The 5,235-nt window shown below is 75.1% G+C and carries 5 protein-coding genes and 1 pseudogene; 3 read left to right on the top strand and 3 right to left on the bottom strand.

Translation table 11 applies throughout. The annotated features are described in order from the left end of the window. Nucleotides 1-40: 40 nt before the first annotated feature. A complete protein-coding gene (locus ACFUEL_RS34500; protein WP_380241320.1) occupies nt 41-1,039 on the bottom strand; it encodes a phosphatase PAP2 family protein in 999 nt (332 codons plus the stop codon). 151 nt (nt 1,040-1,190) lie between these two features. Between ACFUEL_RS34500 and ACFUEL_RS34495 the strand changes: the two genes are divergently transcribed. Together ACFUEL_RS34495 and ACFUEL_RS34490 are read left to right on the top strand one after the other, a co-directional pair. Further along, nucleotides 1,191-1,850, top strand: a complete 660-nt coding sequence (locus ACFUEL_RS34495; RefSeq protein WP_380241318.1) for a TetR/AcrR family transcriptional regulator — start codon at nt 1,191-1,193, stop codon at nt 1,848-1,850. Nucleotides 1,851-1,957: 107 nt separating this feature from the next. Then, nucleotides 1,958-2,722: a glucose 1-dehydrogenase gene (locus ACFUEL_RS34490; protein WP_380241316.1), complete on the top strand. Its 765-nt coding sequence runs from the start codon at nt 1,958-1,960 to the stop codon at nt 2,720-2,722. A gap of 46 nt (nt 2,723-2,768) precedes the next feature. On the opposite strand, the gene ACFUEL_RS34485 is transcribed toward ACFUEL_RS34490, so the two are convergent. Together ACFUEL_RS34485 and ACFUEL_RS34480 are read right to left on the bottom strand one after the other, a co-directional pair. After that, nucleotides 2,769-3,425 (bottom strand): MBL fold metallo-hydrolase, encoded by a 657-nt coding sequence (locus ACFUEL_RS34485; RefSeq protein ID WP_380241314.1) that lies wholly within the window; start codon nt 3,423-3,425, stop codon nt 2,769-2,771. A 94-nt stretch (nt 3,426-3,519) separates the two neighbouring features. After that, entirely contained in the window at nt 3,520-4,512 is a 993-nt protein-coding gene (locus ACFUEL_RS34480; RefSeq protein WP_380241312.1) for a nucleotidyl transferase AbiEii/AbiGii toxin family protein, read from the bottom strand. Nucleotides 4,513-4,767: 255 nt separating this feature from the next. Between ACFUEL_RS34480 and ACFUEL_RS34475 the strand changes: the two are divergent. After that, a pseudogene (locus ACFUEL_RS34475) lies at nt 4,768-5,235 on the top strand (hypothetical protein); the annotation flags it as partial.

Below are 5,235 nucleotides of genomic sequence, written 5' to 3'. Positions count from 1 at the left end.
GGCCGGGGCCGGGGCCCACGGAGTGGGGGGACGTCCCTCGTCAGCCGACCGGGACGGTCGGTTCGACGGCGGGGGCGGCGGCCGCCGCCTTCGCCTCCCGGGCCGCGGCGCGGCGGGCGACGAACCGGTTGACCAGGGCGACCATCGCCCAGGCGTAGGCCCAGCCGACCAGGATGTCGATGATGAAGTGCTCGGCGCCGTAGACCAGCGTGAAGGCCATCGCCAGGGGGTACGCGGCGAGCAGCACGCGCAGGGTGCGGCCGGCCTTCGGCCAGAACACCAGGGCGATCATCATCGGGTAGGCGGCGTGCAGCGAGGGCATCGCGGCGACGTCGTTGGCGAACTTGCTGCCGTTCTCGAAGATGGTGCCGGCCCGGTGGAGGCCGCTGTTGTCGAGGACGGTGGCCACGATCCGGTTGACGGCCGGCAGGTGGTGCTCCAGCCCGGCCAGCCACGGCGGGACGGCCGGGTAGAGCACGTAGGTGACGAAGCCGATGGCGGTGATCGCCAGGTAGCAGCCGAGGAAGTGCCGGAACCGGGCGTGGTTGCGCTTCCAGAGCACGGCGAGGATCACGAAGACCGCGAAGAAGTGCGACATGTAGACGGTGACGGCGGCGTAGTCGTACCACTGCGGGTGGCCGGGGTGGTACAGCCAGTCCTGCAGGCGGACGGTCCAGGTCTCGCCGAAGCCGAGCACCTCGTCGAAGGCGATCTGCGGGGCGTAGTGCGGGCGCCACGGCGTGTGCGCCCCGTAGCCGCGGAGCAGGGAGTACACCCAGACCACGCCCATCACCGGGACCCAGTCGCGCAGGACGTACAGCCAGCCCTTGCGGCCGCCGCTGTGCACGGAGGCCGCGACCAGGGCGGCGATCAGCCACAGGAAGACCACGTCGTTGGCGTACGGGAGGCCGTAGACCGCGAGGTAGCGCCAGAACGCCAGGGCGAAGACCGGCCAGGCGAGGTGTCGGAGTCTGAGCCGGGACAGCAGGTTGAGCACCAGGGAGCGTGACCGGGCTGCCAGGTGGGACGAGTCGATCATGCGTCACGAAGCTAGCAAGTGCGGCTTGGAGATTCCTCGTGCCGCGCGCCGGGGCTCCCAGCGAGTTCCCAGGCGACACACGGACGGGGGGCGGAGGACGCCGATCGGCGTAATGTTCGACATTAATAATGGTGAGTATTAATGTGGGGGCATGGTGAGGAAGTCGACGGGTGCCGGGAGCACCCCCGCGAGCGGGGAGCCGGGCGGCGGTTCCACCAGGTCGCTGCTGATCCGGTCCGCCGAGCGCCTGTTCGCGGCGCAGGGCGTGCACGGTGCGCAGCTGCGCGAGGTGGTGCGGCAGGCCGGGCAGGCGAACCCGTCCGCGGTGCAGTACCACTTCGGTTCGCGCGAGGGCCTGTTGGACGCGGTGATGGCCGAGCGCCAGCAGCGCACCGAGCGGGCGCTGGCCGAGCGGCTGCCGCGGCCCGAGGGGCGCCCGCTGGGCGAGCTGCTCGGGGCGCTGGTCGACGCCGAGGCCACCGAGCTGCGCACCGAGCGCGGCCGGGACTGCCTGCGGATCTCCACCCAGGTCAGCCACCGCAGCGGCATCCGGGAGCGGCGTCCGCACGCCGGCCTCGCGGGCACCCTGTACTGGCGGCTGATCCTGGAACTGGAGGCGCCGCTGGTGCCGCTGGCCCCCGAGGCCGTCCGGCTGGAGCGGATCGACCTGGCGCTGACCCTGATCGGGGCCGCGCTCGCCGAGCGCGCCCGGCAGATCGCCGAGGGCGAGCCCACCCTGAGCGGGGACGGCGCGTACCTCGCCGACCTCGTCTCCGTCTGCACCGGTCTGCTGACCGCGCCGGTGCCCTGAGCGGCCCGCCGGCCCGCCCGGGGATCCCGCGGCGCGGCGGCGACCGCGGAGCAGCACAGCAAGGAACCAGGGGCGCCCACGAGGCGCCGAGCACCGAGGAGCAAGTCATGAGCGAGCTGACCGGCAAGACCGTCATCATCACCGGCGGGGCCCGGGGCCTGGGCGCGGAGACCGCCCGACAGGCGGTCGCGGCGGGGGCGAACGTGCTGATCACCGACGTCCTGGACGCGGAGGGCGGGGCCACCGCCGCCGAGCTGGGCGAGCGGGCCCGCTACCGCCACCACGACGTCGGCTCGGAGCAGGACTGGGCGGACGTGGTGGCGTACGCGCAGGCCGAGTTCGGCGCGGTGCACGGGCTGGTGAACAACGCGGGCATCTCCACCGGGAGCTTCCTGGTGGACGAGTCGGTGGAGCACTTCCGCAAGGTGCTGGACATCAACCTGACCGGTGTGTTCATCGGCATGAAGACGGTCGTCCCGGCGCTGCGGGCGGCGGGCGGCGGCTCGGTGGTGAACATCTCCTCGGCGGCCGGCCTGATGGGCCTGGCGCTGACCGCCGGCTACGGCGCCTCCAAGTGGGGCGTGCGCGGCCTGACCAAGATCGGCGCGGTGGAGCTGGGCACGGACCGGATCCGGGTGAACTCCGTCCACCCGGGCATGACCTACACGCCGATGACGGCCTCCACCGGCATCCGGCGCGGCGAGGGCAACTACCCCAACACCCCGATGGGCCGGGTCGGCGAGGCGCCCGAGATCGCCGCGGCCACCGTCTTCCTGCTGTCCGACGCGGCCTCCTACGTCACCGGCGCCGAACTGGCGGTGGACGGCGGCTGGACCACCGGCCCGACCGTCCGGTACGTGATGGGCCAGTGACCGCGAGCGGCCCGCCGGTGCGCACCGGCGGACCGCCGGCCCGGTGTCAGCCCAGCGGGGCGGACTCGCCGGGGGCGAGGCGGGCGTAGCGGGTGTCGGTGGCCCGGTCGATCCAGCCGTCGAAGTTCTCGTTGCCGGCCTCGCTCAGGTGGGCGTCGTGGATCGGGAAGGTGTGCTCCGGCTCGATGGCGCGCACCATCTCGATCGCCTGCCGCAGGCTCTGCCAGGGGCCGCCGGCGGGCAGCAGCAGGGTCCGCACCCGCTCGTCCGGGCCGTGCGGGACGTGCAGGGCGTCGCCCGGGTGGTAGACGCCCTCGATCAGGTAGCCGAGGTTCGCGCAGTCCGGGTACCCGTCGATGGTCTCGGCGTGCCGCCCGCCGACCGCGCGGACCCCGAAGCCGCCGGCCGTGAACTCCTCCCCCGCCCGGACGGCGACCGGCGCGGGCCCGGTGAGGCCGGGGAGCGCGGCGATCTCGGCCGCGAGCTCCGGGTGGGTGTACACCGCCAGCTCCGGGTCGGCGGCGCGGGCGGCGAGCAGCAGGTCCTCGTCGATGTGGTCGGCGTGCGCGTGCGTGTAGAGCACCGCCCGGACGCCCGCGAACGCCTGCGGTTCCGTCCAGCAGCCGGGGTCGATCAGGACGGACCTCCCGCCGTCGGAGGAGTCGATCCGGACACAGGCGTGGGCGTGCTTCGTCAGGCGCATCCGGTCAACGTAACGCCGGGGCCGGGCCGCGCGCTCCCCCTTTTCCCCGCCGGGGTTGACGGCGGGTCAGTCGGCCCGGGTCAGTCGGCCCGGATCAGTCGGCCCGGGTCAGGGGCGCGAGCGCGGTGCGCAGCCGGGCCAGCCAGGCGTCGGCGCCGCCCCGGAGGCCGGGGTGCGCGGCGCGCAGGGCCTCCCAGTCGGCGGGCGGGACGGTCAGGTCGTCCGGGCGGAGGGTGCCGGGGTGGCCGGGTTCGCGGGCCAGGACGCGGCGCAGCAGGGCCGGGGCGAGGGTGTCGGCGCAGAGTTCGGCGAGCAGGACGGCGTCGTAGAGGTCCTTGGCGCGGGCGCGTTCGCCGTCGGCGTGCAGCCAGAGCAGCTTCCAGGCGAGCGAGAGTTCCCGGCTCGCGGTGCGCACCGCGGTGGCGCCGGTGCCGTCGCCGCGCGGGACGGCCGTCCGGACGGGCGGTTCGGGCAGCCGTTCGTCGCGGGCGAAGTCGATCGTCACCTCGCCGCCGCCGGTGCCCTCCGCCGTCCAGCGCAGGGCGACCCGAACGCCGGGCCGGTCGTCCGCGCAGTCGCGGTCGGGTTCGCGGTCGAACTCGTAGCTCCAGCCGCCGCCGTCCTCGACGGATCCGGGGTCGAGGCGGACGCCCGGGGCGGCCTGCGGGTGGCGTTCGACCAGGTCGCGGAGGAACAGGTGCGGCCCCTCGTCCTCGGGTTCGACCGCCGGGGCCCAGTTCAGGCCCTCCGGCGGGAGGTGCGCGCGCAGGCCGCGGGTGGTGAAGTCCTCGAAGCGCCACATCTCGTGGGCCCCCGCGCCGTGCGCGGCCTCGGGCCACAGCCGGACGGGCGCCAGGTCGGGCAGGTACGGGTACGGGTCGAGCTCGTCGACCGGGACGAACGCGGGGGGCAGGACGATCCAGTCCAGGTCCGCGGGCTCGCGGGCGGCCGGGCCCAGCCAGGCGGGCAGCACCGCGCTGCCGCGCAGCACCAGCGCGTCGGCCCACGGCGAGTCGGCGAGCAGTGCGAGCAGGTGGTCGAGGACGGCCCGGCGGGCCCGGCGCTGCTGCGGGGTGTCACTGTTCACCTGGGCTCGTCTCTCGCGGTGCGACGGGTGCGACGGGTGCACCGGGTGCACCGGGTGCGACGGTAGCGGGCGGGTCCGACGCCCGGCGGGGCCGGAGCCGGGGTCGGGGGGCGGGGTCGGAGCCCGGGGCGGGGTCGGCCGATTCGGCTGACGCGGGCGGCGGGGGGCTGGTAGGTGTGGGGGGTCCGTGATCGGTGGGGTGGATCCCGTTCGTCTGGGGGTGGGGCTGTGGCCCGCGTGGTCGGTGTGCACGGGATGGGGCAGCAGGTCGAGGGCGAGGAGCGGCTGCGGGCGCTGTGGTGGCCCGCGCTGAGCGACGGCCTGCGGCGGGCCGGGGCGCCGGGGGTGCTCGCGGCGGACGACCTGGCGATCGGCTTCTACGGCGACCTGTTCCGCCCGGCCGGGCGGATGCTGTCCGACGGGGCGCCGCCGTTCACCGCCCGGGACGTCGAGGAGGGCTTCGAGCGGGAGCTGCTGGCCGCGTGGTGGCGGGAGGCCGCCCGGACCGACCCGGCGGTGGTGCCGCCCGGCGCGGCGGACACCCTGGTGCCGACGCCGGGTTCGGTGCAGGCGGCGCTGCGGGCGCTGTCCGGTTCGAGGTTCTTCGCGAACCTGGTGCTGCGGCACATGGTGCTCGATCTGAAGCAGGTCCGCGCCTACCTGACCGACCAGCGGGTCCGCGAGGCGGCCCGGGCCCGGGTGCACGAGCGGATCGGCCCGGAC

Source organism: Kitasatospora sp. NPDC057198 (assembly GCF_042670125.1).
Taxonomy (GTDB): Bacteria; Actinomycetota; Actinomycetes; order Streptomycetales; family Streptomycetaceae; genus Kitasatospora.
The sequence above is the reverse complement of the archived record's forward strand: the minus strand, read 5'-3'. Positions and strand labels throughout refer to the sequence as shown.

Coding starts and splice junctions, on each gene's coding strand:
- ACFUEL_RS34500 (WP_380241320.1), bottom strand. CDS start 1,039: ATGATCGACTCGTCCCACCTGGCAGCCCGGTCACGCTCCCTGGTGCTC.
- ACFUEL_RS34495 (WP_380241318.1), top strand. CDS start 1,191: ATGGTGAGGAAGTCGACGGGTGCCGGGAGCACCCCCGCGAGCGGGGAG.
- ACFUEL_RS34490 (WP_380241316.1), top strand. CDS start 1,958: ATGAGCGAGCTGACCGGCAAGACCGTCATCATCACCGGCGGGGCCCGG.
- ACFUEL_RS34485 (WP_380241314.1), bottom strand. CDS start 3,425: ATGCGCCTGACGAAGCACGCCCACGCCTGTGTCCGGATCGACTCCTCC.